This window comes from Lysinibacillus sp. FSL W7-1291 (assembly GCF_038593415.1).
Taxonomy (GTDB): domain Bacteria; phylum Bacillota; class Bacilli; order Bacillales_A; family Planococcaceae; genus Lysinibacillus; species Lysinibacillus fusiformis_D.
Genome location: NZ_CP151994.1, coordinates 2,366,558 through 2,382,080 on the forward strand (window position 1 = coordinate 2,366,558; position 15,523 = coordinate 2,382,080).

Genomic DNA, 15,523 nt, shown 5'->3' on the forward strand with positions numbered 1-15,523 from the left:
TTATTTGGCCTCCTTTTTAGGTAAGAAATCATTTGTAAAGGCTTGTTTCGCATTAAATTCGCCCTCTAACACGTTGTTGCTAGACATCCATTTTGCATAGTTTTCCCATACAGAAAGCTTTTGCTCTCCCCATTGCTTGGCATCATCCTGATATTTATCGGCTAGCCATTCCTGACTTTTATGCACTAACGCTTGATCTAAATCGGGAGCCGCTTCTATTAAAATATCAGCCGCCTCACTTGGATGTGCTATGGCGTATTCATAGCCCTTCGATGCAGCCGCCACAAACGCTTGAACTAGGTCAGGATTGTCCTGGATCATTTTTTCATTTGTAGCTAGAACAGGTGTATAATAGTCCAGCTGATCACTATAATCTGTTAAGTACAGCATATTAATCTTTTCACCCCGTAGCTCAGCTTCAATACCTGTCCACGCGTAATAAATCCAAGCAAAATCAATATCCTTTTGCATCATCGTGAAAAAATCTAAATCTCCTGCATTGACGATATCTAGTTTATGAATGTCTGCCTTTTCTGTTTGCATCAATGATTGTAGGACAGCTTGCTCTAGTGGAGCCCCCCAACCGCCATAGGTTTTACCTTCGAAATCCTTTGGTGATGTAATACCTTTTGATGCAATAGAAGCAAAGCCAGATGTATTATGTTGAATAATAGCAGCAATGGAGACAAGAGGCACATCTTGCACACGAGCCTGTGTAATCCCTTCCTGATAGCTCACACCAAACTCTGCCTTTCCAGAAGCAACAAGCTGATCGGCTCCTGCCTCCCCAGGCATAATAATGTCAACATCTAAGCCCTGCTCCTCAAAATAACCGAGTTTTTTTGCGACATACAGCCCTGTATGATTCGTATTTGGTGTCCAATCTAAGACCACTGATACTTTTTTCAGCTGATCAGTAGCCTGCTTGTCCTCCTTGTCACTACAGCCCACTAACGTTAAAAGTGCAGCCACTAGAATAAATAACCATTTTTTCATGCGAAGTCCTCCCAGTTGATAATGTGAAAGTGTTCATGGTTGAATGTTGTCACCAGAAAGAAAGCGTATGCGTTTGGCAAGATATTGCTTGAAAACATAAAAAAACGCCTAGGATTCCTCCCAGACGTATTGCAATCAATCTTCAAAACTTTGCTTTTTTGAATAGATGTTCCCTACGCTGGTACGAGCCAAATCAGGTTCAAAGGGTCAGCGTCTATCGGACACAATCTCAGCTAGCAACTACTAGCCCCCCTACATTCTTGTGCTATGAACTTTTCGTTGATTATTATACCCATAGTTACGCTAAAATGACAAGATGCTATTTTTGACTAACGACTGCTCTCGTAAAAAAACCCAGCACTCCTAAGAGACTGGGCTTATCATTAGCTTAGTTTCTGTTCTTTTTTAGCCGTTAAAACATGGGAAATAGCCCCATCTGTTGCAATATCCACTTTAAACGAACCGTTGGAATGGCGATCAGCACGCGTCAATGTTTGGACATCAATGAGCTCTTGTACACCTTTTTCCGTTTCAATCACTATTTGCTCCTCATTCGTTGCTTGAATAACTGCCACAATACGGTGAGGATTTGCTTTTAATTCTGTTAATACTTTTAGACCACGTTTTGCACGACTTGCCACTTCAACTTCTGCAACATTCATTTTCTTCACGGCTCCACGCTGTGTGACGATTACCACATATTGTGTAGCATCAGGCTGTAGCACATTGACACCGACTAAGGCTTCTCCATCCTTTAGCGTGATGCCTTTGACACCGCCTGTTTTCACCCCTGTAACTGGTAATTCTTCCAGTGGGAAACGAATCGCATAGGCTGTATCCGTTGTTAACATCAGTTCCACATCATCTGTCACAAACGATGCAAAGATCATCGCATCGCCCGCTTTAACATTCATTGTTTTTATTGGCTTCGAATAACGCGTCACCGCATAATCTGCCAGTGGGGAGCGTTTAATTTGACCATCTTTTGTAGCTGTTAAAATATACGTATTTGGCTGTTCGAATGTTTCAAAGCCATACACTGCAATAATAGACTCATCTTCCCCTGTTGGCACAATACTTGAAATATGCTGTCCAAGATCCTTCCAGCGAATATCAGGTAGCTCATGAACAGGCTGGTAAATATAATTGCCTCGATTTGTGAACAGTAACAGATGATGCTGTGTATTTAAGGTTGCTTCATACAATAAGTAATCCGAATCCTTCATCGCAAAATCCTGACCATTGGAAGCGGCATGTGAACGTGTGGATGTACGTTTAATATAGCCATCCTTTGTCACCGTCACCACAACCTCTTCACTTGGCACAAGGACATCTAGCGTAATTTTAATTTCTTCTATTTCCTGCTCAATTTTCGAGCGACGTGGCTCTGTGAAGCGTTTCTTAATCTCTAGTAACTCTTGTTTAATGACACGTACAAGCTTGGCTTCACTTTGTAAAATTCCTTCTAGCTTCGCAATCAACTTATTTAACTCGTCTTGTTCTTGACGAAGCTCTGTAATGTCTGTATTCGTTAAACGATATAATTGTAAGCTAACGATCGCCTCGGCTTGTACCTCTGTAAAATCAAACTTCGCTTGTAAATTAAGCTTCGCATCCTTCTTATCGTTAGAAGAACGGATTGTCGCAATCACTTCATCTAAAATGGAGAGTGCTTTAATTAACCCTTCTACAATATGAGAACGATCCTTTGCCTTTTGTAAATCATAAATCGAACGGTTCGTCACCACTTCTTTTTGATGCGCAATATAGGCATCTAGCAATAATGGCAATGTCATCATCGTTGGACGACGATTATGAATAGCAATCATATTAAAATTATAAGCTACCTGTAAATCTGTTGTTTTAAATAGGTATTGTAAGATTCCTTTTCCCGGAACATCTTTTTTCAGCTCAATTACAACACGTAAGCCTGTACGGTCTGATTCATCTCGGATTTCCGCAATACCCTCTAAACGTTTATCTACACGTTGCTCATCAATTTTTTTCACAAGATTCGCTTTATTCACATCATATGGTAATTCCGTGATGACAATTTGCTCTTTGCCACCCTTGATCGGTTCTACTACGGCTTGCGCACGGACAATGATTTTACCTCGACCTGTTTCATAAGCCTTTTTGATGCCATCTACCCCTTGGATAATCCCACCTGTCGGGAAATCCGGCCCTTTAATCACAGTCATCAACTCATCTACTGTCACGTTCGGCTTGTCTAAGCGCATTAACACAGCATCTAGCACTTCATCTAGCGCATGCGGGGGAATATCTGTTGCATAGCCAGCCGAAATCCCTGTAGAGCCATTGACTAGTAAGTTTGGAAAACGTGCAGGTAAAACAGTCGGCTCCATATCTTGATCATCAAAGTTTGGTACAAACTCGACCGTTTTCTTGCCAATATCTCGTAGCATTTCACCAGCAATAGCAGACAGTCTCGCCTCTGTATAACGCATCGCAGCTGGAGGATCACCATCAACCGAACCATTGTTACCATGCATCTCAATAAGCATATGACGTGCCTTCCAGTCCTGACTCATACGTACCATTGCTTCATAAACAGAGCTATCACCGTGCGGATGGTAATTACCGATTACGTTCCCGACAGTTTTTGCGGATTTTCGAAACGGTTTATCCTGTGTATTGCCTTCTGTAAACATTGCATATAAAATACGACGCTGTACTGGTTTAAGACCGTCACGTGCATCAGGCAACGCGCGGTCTTGAATAATATATTTACTATAGCGACCAAAACGATCACCCATCACTTCTTCTAGCGGTAAATCTTGAAACTTTTCTGTACTACTCATGCTTGGTCCTCCTCTTGTTGGATGAATTCATTTTCTAAAATATTTGAATCATCCTCCATACCGAAGTCAACATTGGCTTCGATCCATTTACGACGCGGTTCTACTTTATCACCCATTAACGTCGTGACACGTCTCTCTGCACGTGCACCATCCTCGATTGTGACACGAATTAATGTCCGTGTCTCAGGGTTCATTGTCGTATCCCATAGCTGGTCAGCATTCATCTCACCAAGACCTTTATAGCGCTGCAATATGTAACCCTTTCCAACTTTCTGGATGGCCTTTTGTAAATCGTTTTCTGTCCAAGCATATTCAATCACTTCTTTTTTACCAGTACCTTTTGATACCTTATAAAGTGGTGGTAAAGCGATATAGACTTTGCCTCCTTCAATGAGTGGACGCATATAACGATAGAAGAACGTTAAGAGCAAGACTTGAATATGTGCCCCGTCCGTATCCGCATCCGTCATAATCACTACTTTATCGTAGGCTGAATCCTCCACAGCAAAATCCGTGCCAACACCTGCTCCAATCGCATGGATAATCGTTGATATTTCTTCGTTTTTCATAATGTCCTGTAGCTTGGCTTTTTCTGTGTTGATGACCTTACCGCGCAAAGGCAAAATCGCTTGGAATGTACGATCACGACCTTGTTTGGCAGAACCACCTGCAGAATCACCCTCAACTAAATACAACTCATTCTTGGCCGCATTGCGAGACTGAGCTGGTGTTAATTTGCCTGATAGAATCGTACTACCTTTTTTGCTTTTCTTGCCATTCCGAGCGTCCTCACGCGCTTTACGAGCCGCTTCTCTTACTTGCTGCGCACGGATTGCTTTACGTACAAGAGAAGCCGATAACTCTGCATTTTCCTCTAGCACATACAAAATTTGCTCAGACACTACGCTATCTACGGCAGAGCGAGCCTCACTTGTACCAAGCTTGCCCTTGGTTTGTCCTTCAAATTGTAATAAATGCTCTGGAATACGAACAGACACGATTGCTGCTAAACCCTCACGAATATCTGTCCCTTCAAGGTTTTTATCCTTGTCCTTTAGCAAGCCGATTTTTCTTGCATATTCATTAAATACACGCGTCAATGCCGCTTTTGCACCCGTTTCATGTGTGCCGCCATCACGAGTACGTACATTATTAACGAACGACAAAATCGTTTCTGAATAACCATCGTTATATTGGAAAGCGAATTCTACTTCAATATCATCTTGTATGCCTTCTACATATTTCACAGGATGAAGAACATCCTTTTCTTCATTCAAATACGCAACGAAAGCTTCAATGCCATTCTCATAAAAGAATACATCTTGTTTGCCTTCCTCGCGCTCATCGATTAATTCAATTTTTAAGCCCTTTAATAAAAAGGCTGATTCACGTAAACGTTCTGCTAACGTATCATAATTGAATTTTGTGACAGAAAAAATCGTTTCGTCTGGTAGGAAATGAACAAGTGTACCTGTTTGCTTCGTTTGCCCAATTTCTTCAAGTGTTGTGACAGGATGTCCACCATGCTCAAAGCGCTGACGATACTTTTTACCATCACGATGGATCGTCACCTCTAAAAATGTTGATAGTGCATTAACTACAGAGGAACCTACACCATGCAAGCCACCACTTGTTTTATAACCACCTTGTCCAAATTTACCACCTGCGTGTAGCACCGTAAAAATAATTTCAGGGGTAGGTTTACCCATTTTATGCATACCTGTTGGCATCCCACGGCCAAAGTCGCGCACACTCATACTTTGATCCTTATGAATTGTGACAATAATATGAGATCCAAAGCCGGCCAGTGCTTCATCCACCGCATTATCTACGATTTCATACACAAGGTGATGAAGTCCACGGCCATCCGTTGAACCGATATACATGCCAGGTCGTTTGCGTACCGCTTCTAATCCTTCTAATACTTGTATAGCGTCATCATTATAAACGCTAGTTGACTGTTTATTCGTCAAAAAATTCCCCTCCAAAAAACAAACACATGTTCTATTTATGTTCTCATCCTAATAATAATAGCATTTCCTGTCAATAGCTAGCGACAGGTCCATTAAATTTTTAAAATTTGCTCACAGTTTTGATCATCTTTATCAATAGTAAACATCTGCAACAGTTGCTTAAAATTGGTATTTAAGCAGGGCAGACTGCTACTAGTATCCATAAACGTTTGACGCATAGTAGCCGATTTAGTTTCAACATACATAGAATCTAGTTCAGTGTAAACGCTACAATGTTTATTACGGTTAAACTGGATAAAGTTAGACTTCTATTCTACCAAAGGAATGAAGGATTGACAAAATTGCCTTTTTGCCTATATTTTTATAAAGGCTTTTTTTCACTTTCTAGAATCTCATGTCTGAAAGCCTACCCCTTATTAATAGGTTTTCTTTTGTATTGAATTCAAGGCTCCTAATGAAATCTCCTTCATAACATTGTAGATTAGCAAGAAAAAGTGTAAAATACTTGTTACAAACTATTAGTACCAAGTGATGGACTATGAATGAAAGGAGTCCAGCTATGATCAATGGACTTATTATTTTATGTGCTTATCTAATCGGCTCTATACCTTCTGGATTATGGATAGGTAAAATTTTTTATAATACCGATATTCGTGAACACGGGAGCGGTAATCTTGGTGCAACCAACACATTCCGAACATTAGGGAAAAAAGCAGGTATTGTTGTAACCGTAATGGATGTGCTCAAAGGAACAGCTGCGGTTTTATTAGTAGCACTTCCCGTTTTCTCTGACAGCACACTGCATCCCTTATTACTTGGTCTTGTTGCCGTAATCGGTCATATGTTTCCGATCTTCGCCAATTTCCGTGGTGGAAAAGCAGTGGCAACATCCGCAGGTGTTTTATTAGGCTATTCGTGGCCACTCTTTGTCCTATTATTTATTACCTTTATTGTGACATTAAAAATCACAAAGATCGTCAGCCTAACATCGATGATAGCCGCTTTAGTAGCACTTATCTATGCAATCGTTTATTATTTTGTTACGGGTGACTTTGCATTAGGCATCTTGGTAGCCTTTTTATTTACCTTTATTATTTATCGTCACCGTGCCAATATTACACGTATTAAAAACGGCACTGAGCCAAAGGTAAAATGGCTTTAGGAAGAGAGGAGCATTCGAAATGAACATTGCATTGACAGATGAAGCACTCCAGTGGTTCAAACACGAAATGGAAGTAGAACCAGGTGATACGATTCGTTTTTATGCACGCTATGGTGGCTCTAGTCCTTTTCATGAAGGTTTTTCACTTGGCATGACTCGTGAAGAACCTATTGCTATAGGCGTACAGACAGTGGTTGATGATGTAACCTATTACATTGATGAGAAAGATCTCTGGTTCTTTAACGATCACAACTTACATGTTGACGTTGATGCTAGTAATGATGAATTGCAATATGACTATCGTACATAAAACAGTCTATCCTTTCAGTCCATGAAAGGATAGACTGTTTTTTTATTTGGCTCCATCATGCCAATAGTTAGATTTTCACCCTCACCTCGTTTATCTCTCAAAAAAATTGTCCACTCTATAAATAATGAGCGTATATTTGAGGAGGAAAACACATGTCTATGTCTAACAATATCGATACCTCCCCATCCCATACAAACGATTTGTTGTATACATCCCTAGCTAAAAATAAAAAAATCATTGAACAGGCGCTTGGTCACAGTAATGACATCATCATACGTGAAATCACAATTGGTGAATCTACCCCTCATAACATCGCTATCATTTCGATTGATGGCTTGTCAGATAAAACGACAATCTCCGATTCTGTTATTGATAAGCTTATGGCAAATATCGAGGAAGAACAAGACATTGAAATAACGACCATTAATCAATATGTACGAAACTCCTATTTAACAGTTGGGGATGTGTCGAATATCGAGCATTTCACAACACTCTACAATGCCATTCTCAATGGGGAAACGGTTATTTTATTAGATGGGTTTGCAGAAGGGATTGTGACAAGTACCAGAAGTGCAAAGGATCGAGCCGTTACAGAGCCATCGACTGAATCTGTTATTCGAGGTCCTCGGGAATCCTTTACAGAAACCATACGTACCAATACAGCGCTCATCCGTCGCAAAATAAAAAGCCCGAATCTCTGGATAAAGTCACGAGTTATCGGTGATGTGACACAAACAGATGTAGCGGTTATGTATATAAATGGCATTGCCAGTGACAAAATCGTCGCAGAGGTATTAGCCCGATTAGACCGCATTAATATCGATGGCATACTGGAAAGTGGCTATATAGAGGATTTTATTCAAGACTCTAAAAACTCTATGTTTCCAACAGTTTACAATTCAGAACGTCCAGATGTTATCGCTGGTGAATTATTAGATGGCAAAGTGGCGATTCTAGTTGATGGTACTCCCTTTGTCTTAGTAGTACCAGCGTTATTTACATCCTTTTTGCAATCAGCGGAGGATTATTATCAGCATTGGATGATTAGCTCACTTGTACGCATACTTCGCTTTTTTGGCATCGGTCTGGCATTAGTCGCGCCATCCTTATATGTGGCTATAACTACCTTTCACCAGGAAATGCTGCCAACACCAATGTTGATTAGTATTGCTTCACAAAGAGAAGGCGTTCCCTTCCCCGCAGTTGTGGAGGCACTCATTATGGAGATTGCCTTTGAGGTATTAAGGGAGGCTGGGCTTCGTATGCCTAGAACAATCGGCCCAGCGGTGTCTATAGTCGGTACTTTAGTTATTGGTCAGGCGGCAGTTGATGCGGGTGTGGTATCTGCTGTAATGGTCATTATTGTAGCTTTAACAGCAATTTGTAGTTTTCTTTTCCCTGCCTACGGTTTGTCGAATACGATTCGTGTGTTACGTTTCCCATTAATGATTTTAGCTGCTATGTTTGGTTTATTTGGTGTTATGTTCGGTATTATGGTCATTATTCTCCATTTATGCAGCATTCGTTCATTTGGTGTACCTTATTTAAGTCCATTTGCACCGTTAGTTTTAAAGGATCAAAAGGATGCCTTTCTTTTGTTCCCTCGCAGAAAGTTACTAACACGACCTCGTTTAGTTAATCAAAAAAATATTGTTAGAGGACATAAATATGTCAATGTAAAGGGCAGGAAATAACTACTGGATAAATGAGGAATGGAATATGGCAAAAATAAAAGTGATTTGCTTACTATGTATCCTCACTTTACTGTTAAGTGGCTGCTGGAGTAAGCGTGAATTAAATGAATTAGCCATTGTCGTAGCACTGGGTATTGACAAAATAGACGAAGAATATGAGATTACCGTTCAAATTGTTGATCCAAGTGAAATTTCGATGCGACAGGCTTCCACGCAACGCTCTCCTGTCGTTAGCTATCATTCGAGAGGCGAGACCATCTTTGAGGCAATTCGAAAAATGACAACCAACGCTGCCCGAAAACCGTATTTTGCCCATCTTCAAGTGGTTGTTTTAGGGGAAGATCTAGCAAAAGAAGGAATTAGTGATTCACTTGATTTAATTGTAAGGGACCATGAATTTCGTAAGGATTTCGATGTCATTATGTCTCATGAAGCGACAGCGAAGGAAGTGTTAAATGTACTAACGCCCATTGAAAAGATACCCGCTAATAAAATGTTAAATTCCCTTGATGTCTCTGAAAAAGCTTGGGGCGCCACAATAGCTGTCAATATAGATGAGTTAGTCAATACATTAACGAATAAACATAAAGGGGCATTAATTACTGCTATTGAAGTACATGGTGATAAGAAATTAGGTGTAGATCAAACAAATGTGCAACGAGTTAAAACGCCTGTGCTGTTGCAGTATGCAGGATTAGCGGTCTTTAAAGGGGATAAATATATTGGGCTATTGACTGAGGGAGAAAGTAAAAGCGTTAGTTTCCTGAATGATAAAATACAGAGTACGATCGAAATCATAGCCTGCCCAAAGAAAGGAACTCTATCATCTGAAATCACTCAATCCACAACAAAAGTGAAAGGGTCTTTTGATAACGGAATGCCGAAAATTGATGTCCGTATTAATGTTGAGCAGAACATAGGAGAGGTCGAATGTGATATCGATCTTACAAAAAATAAATCCATTGATTATGTCAATAAAAAAACAGCTAAGGGCATTGATGAACGAATTCAAAAAACATTGGAGAAAATACAACAGCAATATGAGGTTGATGTGTTTGGTTTCGGTGATGCCTTACATCGTGCAGATCCAAAACAGTGGAAAAAAATTAAGGATGAGTGGGCTTCCATCTTTCCAGATTTGGCGGTAGATGTGCAAGTGAAAGTAACGACACAAGGTTTAGGTACGATGCAAAATTCATTATTAAACAAGCCAAAGGAGGAGTAACGAAATGGTGCTAGCTGTAGCCATCTTTATCATTTCAATGATCCTAGCACTTATTTTTATACCAAAGCTAAAAAAGCAGCATGATTCAAAAACCATTGTCGTATTTTCTATTTTGCTTCTCATCGGAACGGCTTTGAATATGGGAAATGCGCTAAAAATCCATATTCCAAGCCCATTGGATTTGATTACCTTTATCTTTACACCAATTAAAGATTATATTGTGTCATTAACAAAATAGATAGAAGGATAAAAAATGGAGGGTTGCTCGATGGAAAAAGAGATTATTAGTTCAAGACAATTTACAATCATTACATTCCTCTATTCTATCGGAACGGCAATTTTAATTATCCCTTCTAGTATTACGGGTGCCGCTAAGCAAGATGCATGGATTGCCGCCTGCATTGGAGTTGTCCTTAGCCTGCTGGCCGTTAAATTATTTTTAACACTTGCCAACCAAACACCGTCACTTAATTTTGTAGAGGCAAATGAAAAAATTCTTGGTCGTTTTTTTGGAAAAATCACAGCCAGTTGTTTCCTAATCTTAACCTTTCTATCCGCTGGAGAATTACTCTATTTTATCGGTATTTTTATGAAAACCGAAGTCATGCCGGAGACTCCGACATTAGCATTTGCCTTAATGTTTAGTATTATCATTATGTACGCTGCCTATTTAGGCATTGAGACCTTTGCTCGTTCAGCAGAAATCATCTTTCCAGCATTTGTCTTTATTTTTATTTTTTTTATGGTTTGTATTACGCCTCAAATTCATTTTGAGAACATTCAACCCTTATTAGAAGCAACCAAAACATCTATGCTTTATAGTATTGCACGCTTTATGAGTATCTTTTCCTTTCCATTACTGGTGTTATTAATACTGTATCCTGCTGGTGTCAATGTACAGCCATCTGCACAGAAAGGGTTATATTTTGGGACAATCCTCGGTGGCATCGTCTTAATTACGTTGATTGTGCTATCGATTCTTGTTTTAGGACCTGAGAATACGTCATCTAGAACATTTCCTAGCTATGCCTTAGCGCAAAGAATATCGATAGGGAATTTTTTGCAGCGCATTGAAATCATCATGGCCTTTATGTGGATTTCATCTATTTATATTCGCACATTTATGTATTTCTATACGACTGTTGTCGGTCTTGCGCAAATTTTAAAAATCAAGGATCATCGCCCTCTCATATTACCGATGGGTCTAATTGTCATTGGGCTTTCTCAAATTATTCATCCAGACATTGTACATTCAACCAATTACAATAATGAAATTTGGCCAATCTTTTCTTTTATAATCACCATTTTATTACCGATACTTTTATTGATTGTCGCAGTTATACGAAATCGCAAAACCAAAGCTCAAAGTACCGAAACGCCTAATACAGAAACAACGAATGACAATCAAAAAGTCTAATTTCTTTTATGGTGAGAAAAGAAATTAGACTTTTTATTAATTAAATATGATATTCAATTTCATCTACAAAATCCCATTCGTATGGTGTTTCTTGGTAAACATAGTAGTTCAACCAGTTAGAGAATAATAAATGCGTATGGGCACGCCATGTATTCATTGGCTCCTGTGATGGATCATCATTCGGGAAGTAATTCACAGGAACAGCGATATCTATGCCCTTTGCGACATCACGGCTATATTCATCGGCTAATGTTGTCGCATCATACTCCAGATGCCCTGTAATCATAATGTTTTTATTATCTTTTGATTGGACGATGAACACACCTGCATCCTCTGAATAGGATAATAATCGTAAGTCTGGATGATTGCGAACCTCGTCGATCGAAACAGAAGTATAGCGTGAATGTGGAGCGGTAAATAAATCACTGAAGCCACGTACTAAATCCACTGTTAAATCGGTGATTACATGGGAATAGACACCTGAGCATTTAGCTGAAAGTTCTACCTTTCCTATCCCATAATGATGATACAGTGCCGCCTGTGCCCCCCAACAGATATGTAAAACGGATGTCACATTCTTTTTGGACCAGTCCATAATTTCTGAAATTTCCCGCCAATAGTTAACTTCTTCAAAGGCCATTTTTTCTACAGGTGCTCCCGTAATAATCATCCCGTCATAGCGACGGTGACGAATTTGGTTGAACGTTGTGTAAAATAGCTGTAAATGTGATTTACTGACGTTTTTCGACTCATGTGTGGCCGTATTTAAAAAGGTGATATTTACCTGTAGCGGTGTATTCCCTAATAAACGTAGTAATTGAAGCTCCGTTTTTTCTTTTTCAGGCATTAAATTCAATATTAATATGTTTAACGGACGAATTTGCTGTGTTTTCGCACGGTCCTCTTCCATGACGAAGATTTTTTCCTCACGTAAATGTTCTCCAGCTGGTAAATTTTTCGGAATATTAATTGGCATCTTGCGTTCCCCTCTCTTTGATCACTCTCTTTTAGCAAACCTTGCTGACAAATTAAAAAATCCTCCTCATTCCATACGAGATAGAATGAGAAGGATTTTTTCACGTCCACTCTTATCTCTCAAAGGAAAAATCCTTCGCTGGAATTAGCACCTTTCTAACAATTGTTAGAGGTTGCTGAAGCGTCATCGGGCCAAATCCCTCAGCTTCTCTTGATAAGATTATTTAATTACATCGAATTGTAGCATGAATTAGTTAGAATATCAATAATTCATAGAATATTTTGTGATTCAAATGCATGTTCCTCGTTTATTTGATGTACACTAAGCTTGCTATAAGTAGTGTTTCTACATTTAAAATTTATGGTAAACATGCCGTATTTATGTTACCATATAACTTTAGTAACAGAGAGGAACGTGAATACTTTGATTAAAATTGAATTTCCAAAACCTGATGTAGTCATCCGTCAACGTGAACAAGAAGTAAAACCTGGTGATGTGCCTATCACACCATACTTTGGTTTTATTGACTTCCATAAAATCACACGTGATAAAGGCGGCATTTTTTTATTCTATAATGACAAGAATGAGCTATTATTTGTCGGCAAAGCACGTAAAATTCGTCAACGTATTAAAAAGCATTTCGAGGACAATGTATCTCCGATGAAAAATCATCGTGATGAAGTGTTCAAAATTGAGGTCTATGAAGTAGAAGATCCAATGGAACGTGAAATTTACGAAACATATGCGATTAACACTTTCCGCTCCAAATACAATGTAGAGAAAGTCTTTTATTAAGATATCTTGTAAAGAAACCGAAATCTCATCTAATGGGATTTCGGTTTTTGTCTTATATAGAGGTTACGCGATCTATTGGCGTACTCTCGCCGTTTATTCGCAAATCAATCGTGTCTAGCTCAGGATCTTTGGTAATGATTTTATATACATAGGGTTGAGCCTCTTTTCGTTGCTCGCTACCTTCTTTCAGTTGGATGACTTGACTGTTTTCTTCAGCCGCAATACTTGCCAGCACATTCCCTTTCGAATAATAAACAAGATAATACGTAGAGTCATCTTCATACAATAATTGAATCTTATCATTAGCCTCAATTTTTTGTTGAATATTGTCTGGAACGACAGTTAGCTCATGAATCATTAGTGATTTGGTAGGCGTTTTAGCGTTACATGCTCCTAACATTAATAAGCTCATTAAACCTAGCAACACGAATTTTTTCACGTTACTCCCCTTCCCTTATGACTATTCTAAGAAAAAAGCTTTACGCTCCTTAGCAATCCAGTCTTCTAATTCCTGATCATCACGTTTTACCAATCGATTGATAAGGACGTCATGCCAAACATAATCCTCTAACAAATAAATATGGACAGGGTCATTGGTGATAAAGGCCATTTCTTGCGTAGATGGAGAGTGACCATAAATCATTTCCTGACCATCTACCGATAAAATAAACCAATGTGGTGTAGACGTTTTTTTCGTGTAGTGTGTAGCTCTATGCTGGTCAATCGACTCTAGCTGTTCCCCTACATATAGGGTAATACCATGAATAGGAACATGCTGTGCCACTTCTTGAATATCTCCCCTTAAAGTATCATACATATCTTCCCACATCGATAGAATCACTTTTTTCTTGGCTTTTTTTAAAAGTGACTGGCAATAGTTGATGATCGCCTCCTTGCCCTTTAGCATGACTACTTTTGGCTCCACTTCCTGCACTTTTTCCTCTAATTTTTCTAATTTCGTACTCATGGATGTAAAATTCGATTGCCAGCGCTGCTGCATTTGCTGTAAAAACACAGACACAGGCATAGCCGCATAGGTCGTTTGTTCAGCCGTTTCTTCTTTTAGCACAATTCCCTTTTCTACAAGGACGTTTAAAATATCATAAATTCTTGCGCGTGGTATACCAGAATTTTTACTGACCTGATAGGCACTAACATGACTTTGCTGCACAAGTGCCGTATAGGCCTTTGCTTCATATTCTGTAAAGCCCATGTCTTTCAACTGGGCGATTAATTCCTCCATGTAATCCCTCCATTATCTTTATTATAGGCTACTGTTGTGAAGATTTGCCAATGAAAAAATGAGGGTTTACAGCGTAATTAAAATTAGTTACTATTTCAGTAGTAACTAATTTTAAAGAGGTGTATTATGTTTTTTGAAGTCGATGTACATATTCTTATCCTGTTAATTTCATTTGGATTTCTGGCGGCTTTTGTCGACTCTGTAGTGGGAGGGGGCGGTTTAATTTCATTGCCAGCTTTATTGTTTGCTGGCCTCAATCCAGCCGCTGCTGTTGCAACCAATAAACTTGCCGGGACAATGGGCTCACTGACATCTTCCATTTCCTTTTATCGTTCTGGTCAGCTTGAAATACGATCCGTTCTCAAATATTTCCCGCTTGCCTTTGTCGGCTCCTTATTTGGTGCATGGACCGTGCATTTAATCAATCCAGCATTACTAAAGCCATTAATGCTCGTGATGCTGGCAGCCGTTGCGGTTTATACAATTTTCAAAAAGGATTGGGGTGCTGTCTCTAGCGTAAAAACTCTCTCGAGAACCCACTTACTATTATTTATGGGATTATTATTTGGCATTGGTTTTTATGATGGGTTTCTTGGACCTGGTACAGGCTCTTTTTTAATCTTTAGCTTCTTGTTGATAGGCTTTGATTTTTTAAAGGCGGCAGGAAATGCAAAGTTTTTAAATTTGGCAAGTAACGTGGCAGGCCTTTGTATGTTCGCCTACTTAGGTCAAATCCATTTTGTTTATGGCTTCGTGATGGGCATTGCTCAAATTGGTGGCGCTATGCTCGGCTCCCGAATGGCGATCAAAAAAGGAAGCGGTTTTGTTCGTATGCTTTTTATCGTAGTGACAGTGACATTGCTTGCGAAAAATGCCTATGATTTTATGATTCATTAAACACAAAAACGCC

The 15,523-nt window shown here is 39.3% G+C and carries 14 protein-coding genes and 2 riboswitches; of the genes, 8 read left to right on the forward strand and 6 right to left on the reverse strand.

The genetic code is table 11. The features are described 5' to 3' along the window. From NST76_RS11535 to parE, 3 genes are all read right to left on the reverse strand, one after another. A complete protein-coding gene (locus tag NST76_RS11535; RefSeq protein WP_058843539.1) occupies window positions 1-996 on the reverse strand; it encodes an ABC transporter substrate-binding protein in 996 nt (331 codons plus the stop codon). 153 nt (window positions 997-1,149) lie between these two features. Continuing rightward, window positions 1,150-1,260: riboswitch (TPP riboswitch) on the reverse strand. 119 nt (window positions 1,261-1,379) lie between these two features. Next, the gene (gene parC / locus NST76_RS11540) at window positions 1,380-3,818 is read right to left on the reverse strand and encodes a DNA topoisomerase IV subunit A (protein WP_058843538.1); all 2,439 of its coding nucleotides are present in this window, start codon (window positions 3,816-3,818) and stop codon (window positions 1,380-1,382) included. Then, window positions 3,815-5,791, reverse strand: a complete 1,977-nt coding sequence (gene parE / locus NST76_RS11545; protein ID WP_036117619.1) for a DNA topoisomerase IV subunit B — start codon at window positions 5,789-5,791, stop codon at window positions 3,815-3,817. The genes parC and parE overlap by 4 nt, the downstream gene beginning before the upstream one ends. A gap of 559 nt (window positions 5,792-6,350) precedes the next feature. On the opposite strand from parE, the gene plsY reads away from it, so the two are divergent. The 6 genes from plsY (at window position 6,351) to NST76_RS11575 (ending at window position 11,599) form a co-directional block, all read left to right on the forward strand. Next, window positions 6,351-6,953, forward strand: a complete 603-nt coding sequence (plsY, locus tag NST76_RS11550; protein WP_036117616.1) for a glycerol-3-phosphate 1-O-acyltransferase PlsY — start codon at window positions 6,351-6,353, stop codon at window positions 6,951-6,953. A gap of 19 nt (window positions 6,954-6,972) precedes the next feature. Beyond that, window positions 6,973-7,263: a HesB/YadR/YfhF family protein gene (locus tag NST76_RS11555; RefSeq protein WP_036117611.1), complete on the forward strand. Its 291-nt coding sequence runs from the start codon at window positions 6,973-6,975 to the stop codon at window positions 7,261-7,263. Between the two features lie 152 nt (window positions 7,264-7,415). After that, complete coding sequence (locus NST76_RS11560) at window positions 7,416-8,957, forward strand: spore germination protein (protein WP_036117608.1); 1,542 nt, start codon at window positions 7,416-7,418, stop codon at window positions 8,955-8,957. Between the two features lie 25 nt (window positions 8,958-8,982). Then, complete coding sequence (locus tag NST76_RS11565; protein WP_036117605.1) at window positions 8,983-10,182, forward strand: Ger(x)C family spore germination protein; 1,200 nt, start codon at window positions 8,983-8,985, stop codon at window positions 10,180-10,182. A gap of 4 nt (window positions 10,183-10,186) precedes the next feature. Next, the gene (locus NST76_RS11570; RefSeq protein WP_036117602.1) at window positions 10,187-10,420 is read left to right on the forward strand and encodes a hypothetical protein; all 234 of its coding nucleotides are present in this window, start codon (window positions 10,187-10,189) and stop codon (window positions 10,418-10,420) included. Between the two features lie 30 nt (window positions 10,421-10,450). Next, a complete protein-coding gene (locus tag NST76_RS11575; RefSeq protein ID WP_089932808.1) occupies window positions 10,451-11,599 on the forward strand; it encodes an endospore germination permease in 1,149 nt (382 codons plus the stop codon). Between the two features lie 40 nt (window positions 11,600-11,639). Here NST76_RS11575 and metA read toward each other — a convergent pair whose 3' ends face one another. Further along, window positions 11,640-12,575 (reverse strand): homoserine O-succinyltransferase, encoded by a 936-nt coding sequence (gene metA, locus NST76_RS11580; RefSeq protein ID WP_036117598.1) that lies wholly within the window; start codon window positions 12,573-12,575, stop codon window positions 11,640-11,642. Window positions 12,576-12,684: 109 nt separating this feature from the next. After that, window positions 12,685-12,795: riboswitch (SAM riboswitch) on the reverse strand. Window positions 12,796-12,944: 149 nt separating this feature from the next. Here metA and NST76_RS11585 point away from each other — a divergent pair. Then, window positions 12,945-13,370 (forward strand): nucleotide excision repair endonuclease, encoded by a 426-nt coding sequence (locus NST76_RS11585; protein ID WP_170829836.1) that lies wholly within the window; start codon window positions 12,945-12,947, stop codon window positions 13,368-13,370. A gap of 52 nt (window positions 13,371-13,422) precedes the next feature. On the opposite strand, the gene NST76_RS11590 is transcribed toward NST76_RS11585, so the two are convergent. Next, window positions 13,423-13,809: a hypothetical protein gene (locus NST76_RS11590; RefSeq protein WP_036117593.1), complete on the reverse strand. Its 387-nt coding sequence runs from the start codon at window positions 13,807-13,809 to the stop codon at window positions 13,423-13,425. 21 nt (window positions 13,810-13,830) lie between these two features. Continuing rightward, entirely contained in the window at window positions 13,831-14,613 is a 783-nt protein-coding gene (locus NST76_RS11595) for a TrmB family transcriptional regulator (RefSeq protein WP_089932801.1), read from the reverse strand. A 126-nt stretch (window positions 14,614-14,739) separates the two neighbouring features. Here NST76_RS11595 and NST76_RS11600 point away from each other — a divergent pair, with 126 nt between their 5' ends. Next, window positions 14,740-15,510, forward strand: a complete 771-nt coding sequence (locus NST76_RS11600) for a TSUP family transporter (RefSeq protein ID WP_036117587.1) — start codon at window positions 14,740-14,742, stop codon at window positions 15,508-15,510. The last annotated feature ends 13 nt before the right edge of the window (window positions 15,511-15,523 follow it).

Excerpts from the sequence above, each read along its gene's own strand:
- NST76_RS11600 (WP_036117587.1), top strand. The coding sequence starts at position 14,740 with ATGTTTTTTGAAGTCGATGTACATATTCTTATCCTGTTAATTTCATTT.
- NST76_RS11585 (WP_170829836.1), top strand. The coding sequence starts at position 12,945 with ATGCCGTATTTATGTTACCATATAACTTTAGTAACAGAGAGGAACGTG.
- metA (WP_036117598.1), bottom strand. The coding sequence starts at position 12,575 with ATGCCAATTAATATTCCGAAAAATTTACCAGCTGGAGAACATTTACGT.
- plsY (WP_036117616.1), top strand. The coding sequence starts at position 6,351 with ATGATCAATGGACTTATTATTTTATGTGCTTATCTAATCGGCTCTATA.
- parC (WP_058843538.1), bottom strand. The coding sequence starts at position 3,818 with ATGAGTAGTACAGAAAAGTTTCAAGATTTACCGCTAGAAGAAGTGATG.
- NST76_RS11570 (WP_036117602.1), top strand. The coding sequence starts at position 10,187 with ATGGTGCTAGCTGTAGCCATCTTTATCATTTCAATGATCCTAGCACTT.
- NST76_RS11595 (WP_089932801.1), bottom strand. The coding sequence starts at position 14,613 with ATGGAGGAATTAATCGCCCAGTTGAAAGACATGGGCTTTACAGAATAT.
- NST76_RS11560 (WP_036117608.1), top strand. The coding sequence starts at position 7,416 with ATGTCTATGTCTAACAATATCGATACCTCCCCATCCCATACAAACGAT.
- NST76_RS11535 (WP_058843539.1), bottom strand. The coding sequence starts at position 996 with ATGAAAAAATGGTTATTTATTCTAGTGGCTGCACTTTTAACGTTAGTG.
- NST76_RS11555 (WP_036117611.1), top strand. The coding sequence starts at position 6,973 with ATGAACATTGCATTGACAGATGAAGCACTCCAGTGGTTCAAACACGAA.
- NST76_RS11575 (WP_089932808.1), top strand. The coding sequence starts at position 10,451 with ATGGAAAAAGAGATTATTAGTTCAAGACAATTTACAATCATTACATTC.
- NST76_RS11565 (WP_036117605.1), top strand. The coding sequence starts at position 8,983 with ATGGCAAAAATAAAAGTGATTTGCTTACTATGTATCCTCACTTTACTG.